Raw genomic sequence first — 3,059 nt, 5'->3', positions numbered from 1 at the left:
GTGCCCCGGCGCCGGCGGGGTGCGCTCGGCCAAGCGGGGCTTCGAGGGGCTGGACTTCACGGCGTACGCCGACGCGGTCGACGACCTGGACGGCGACTTCGACCTGGTGGTGGTCGACGGGCGGGCCCGCGAGGCCTGCCTGGAACGGGCGGTGGAGCGGCTGGCGCCGGGCGGCTGGGTGGTCTTCGACAACGTCGACCGCGCGCGGTACCGCGACGCGGTGGTGCTCGTGGACCGGCGCACGCCGCTGCGGGTGCGCTGGACCCGGGGCCGGACCCCCGCGCTGCCCTACCCGACGCGGACCGCGCTGATCGCCCTGGCGGAGCCGTCGTGAGCCGCCGCCGCTGGCTCGACGTGCTCCGCGGCGGCTTCCTCGCCGCGGTGCTCGGCTTCGCGTGGTGGGGGCTGCACGACCAGGGCGAGGAGCTCGTCGCCGTCGTGCGGCGGACCTCGCCGCTCGCGCTGGCGGTCGCGGCCGGCCTCGTCGTGGCGGGCCTGCTGGTCACCAGCGTCGCGTGGCTGCGGCTGCTCGCGGGCTACGACCACCGGCTGCCGCCGGGGGAGGGGCGGGCGGTCTTCTTCGTCGGCCAGCTCGGGAAGTACATCCCCGGCTCGGTGTGGTCGATGGGCGCCCACGCCGGGCTCGCCCGCGGCTTCGACGTGCCCGCGCGGGTCACGGTCGGCACCTCGCTGATGTTCCTGTGGCTCAACCTCGCCACGTCCGGGCTGGTCGCGGGGTCGTTCGCGCTGACGGGCGCCTGGCGGCTGGACGCTGGCGTGCCCACCTGGCTGGTCGGCGCCGCGGTCCTCGGCTGCGTGGCCGGGCTGACGCCGTACGCCGTGAACCGGGCCGGCACGGCCATCGGGGGCGCGGACGGCCCGCTGCGGCTCTCGCTGCGCGGCGTCGGCACGCTGGTCGCCCTGATGGCGCTGACCTGGGGCTGCTACGCCGGCGCCGTGCTGGCCCTGGCCCCGCGGCCCTCGGTCGCGCTGTTCCCCGTCGCGGCCGGCGCGTTCACGACCGCGTACGCCGTGGGCGTGCTGGTGGTGCTCGCCCCGGCGGGGGTCGGCGCCCGCGAGGTCACGCTGATCGCGCTGCTGGCGCCGGTCACCGGCATGACGACGGCGACCGCGCTGGCGCTGCTGACCCGGGCGCTGCACACCGGAGGAGACCTGCTGCTCGCGCTCGTGTCCTGGTCGCTGGTGCGCGCGACACGCCGGGAGGTCGCGCTGCCCGGGCCGGGTGTCGGTGGTCCCTGCGACCGTTCCTGACATGACGACGCGAATCGACTGCGACACCTGCAGCGTGCGGGGGCTGCACTGCCACGACTGCGTGGTGACCGTGCTGCTCGGGCCGCCCCCCGAGCTCACCTTCGACGACGACGGCCGGCGCGCCCTCGACGTGCTCGCCCAGGGCGGGCTGGTCCCGCCGCTCCGGCTGGTGCAGCCGCTCGACGGCCCGCCGGTCGAGGAGTCCGCGTGAGCCTGCGTCTGTGCCCGCCTCCGTGACTGGTGTGACTGGAGTGACCGGTGTGGTCAGGGCCGGGTAAAGAGTGGGCCGAAGTGACAAGAAACTCACCGAGACATCGGTGGAAACTTGGCCGCGGTCCGGGAGCCCCGTTAACGTGTGGGACTCAGGTGGCCGTGGACGTGGATCACTCGGATCCGCGCGGTCACCGCGCTGAGTCTCGGACCGGTTCGCCGGTCCGGGAGCCGGGGAACCATCGGTGGTCCCAGACCACCTGGGGTGAATCGCCTCTCGAGGCGTAGGGCAAATGTCGTGCCCGAACCCGTCAGCTCACCCGGTAGGCGTACGACGTGCAAGGGAGAGCGCCCGCTCGTGCAGAACGGCCGGAACCGACTCATCACCGTCCTGAGCGGCTTGGCCCTCATCGTCGCCGTGGGCAACATGTCCTCCACGCCCGCCTCGGCGGAGCCGGACATCGACGACGTCCAGGCGCGGGTCGATCGGCTCTACCACGAGGCCGAGCAGGCCTCGGAGCGCTACAACGACGTCAAGCTCGAGCTCCAGGAGCTCGAGAGCGACCTCGACTCGCTGCGCGCCGACCAGCGGCGCCAGGACGCGCGCCTCGAGGTGGTCCGCAAGCAGGTGCAGGACTCCGTGGTCCGCCAGTACGAGGGCCAGAACCTCAACGCGGTCGGCCAGGTGGTCGTGTCCGACGACCCGCAGGCGTTCCTCGCCCAGCTCTCGACGATGTCGGCCTTCAACGACCTCCAGTCGCAGCTCTTCGACGACTACGCCACCGAGCTGAAGTCGCTCGACATCCGCAGCGACGCCACCCAGAAGCGCGCCACCGAGGTCGCCCAGCTCGAGAAGAAGCTGGCCGAGGAGAAGGCGACCATCGACGACAGGCTCTCGTCGGCCAAGTCGCTGCTCTCCGACCTCAAGGCCCAGGAGCGCGAGGACATCCTCTCGCGCGGCACCATGCGGGTCCCCTCCGACGTCCCGGTCTCCGGGCGGGCCGCGGCCGCCGTCCAGTACGCACTCGCGCAGGTCGGGGACGCCTACGTCTACGGCGCCGCCGGACCCAACGCGTTCGACTGCTCGGGCCTGACGATGATGGCCTGGGCCCAGGCCGGCGTGGCGCTCCCGCACTCCTCGAGCGCCCAGTTCAGCAGCGGCCCCCACGTCTCCCAGGGCGACCTCCAGCCCGGCGACCTGGTCTTCTACTACAGCCCGATCAGCCACGTCGGCATCTACATCGGCAACGGCATGATCGTCCACGCCGCCAACCCCAGCACCGGCGTCGTCGTCTCCAGCGTCAACTCGATGCCCTACTCCGGCGCGGTCCGCCCTGGCTGATCGGCCCGACCACGGCAGACTGGCCGGTCGCCCACGCTGGTGGGTGGCCGGCCTTTCGCTGTTCCTGCTGGTCGCGTCGGGGCTGGTCGCCTGGCGGCTGAGCGACGACGACCCCTACGTCGCGCCGCCCCCGGCGCCGGTCGCGCAGAGCCCGTCCCCGGGCCTCGCGGCACAGACGCTCGCGCGGTTCCGGCGCGCGGTCGCGACGGGCGACGCCGATGCGGCCCGCGCGCTG

At 73.6% G+C, this 3,059-nt stretch carries 4 protein-coding genes, 1 pseudogene and 1 riboswitch; all 5 genes and pseudogenes read left to right on the top strand.

Features of this window, described 5'->3' with window-relative positions; translation table 11 throughout:
- Nucleotides 1-334, top strand: a pseudogene (locus VGD85_RS08725) (hypothetical protein); the annotation flags it as partial.
- Complete coding sequence (locus VGD85_RS08720) at nt 331-1,272, top strand: lysylphosphatidylglycerol synthase domain-containing protein (protein WP_331063064.1); 942 nt, start codon at nt 331-333, stop codon at nt 1,270-1,272. The pseudogene VGD85_RS08725 and the gene VGD85_RS08720, both read left to right, overlap by 4 nt.
- A 1-nt stretch (nt 1,273) precedes the next feature.
- A complete protein-coding gene (locus VGD85_RS08715; RefSeq protein ID WP_331063063.1) occupies nt 1,274-1,483 on the top strand; it encodes a hypothetical protein in 210 nt (69 codons plus the stop codon).
- A gap of 186 nt (nt 1,484-1,669) precedes the next feature.
- Nucleotides 1,670-1,828, top strand: a riboswitch (cyclic di-AMP (ydaO/yuaA leader).
- A 12-nt stretch (nt 1,829-1,840) separates the two neighbouring features.
- Nucleotides 1,841-2,824: a C40 family peptidase gene (locus VGD85_RS08710; RefSeq protein WP_331063062.1), complete on the top strand. Its 984-nt coding sequence runs from the start codon at nt 1,841-1,843 to the stop codon at nt 2,822-2,824.
- 43 nt (nt 2,825-2,867) lie between these two features.
- Nucleotides 2,868-3,059: hypothetical protein (locus VGD85_RS08705; RefSeq protein ID WP_331063061.1), on the top strand; the 192-nt coding region annotated here is incomplete at its 3' end.

The sequence above is a fragment of the Nocardioides sp. genome (genome assembly GCF_036401255.1).
Taxonomy (GTDB): Bacteria; Actinomycetota; Actinomycetes; order Propionibacteriales; family Nocardioidaceae; genus Nocardioides.
The sequence above is the reverse complement of the archived record's forward strand: the minus strand, read 5'-3'. Positions and strand labels throughout refer to the sequence as shown.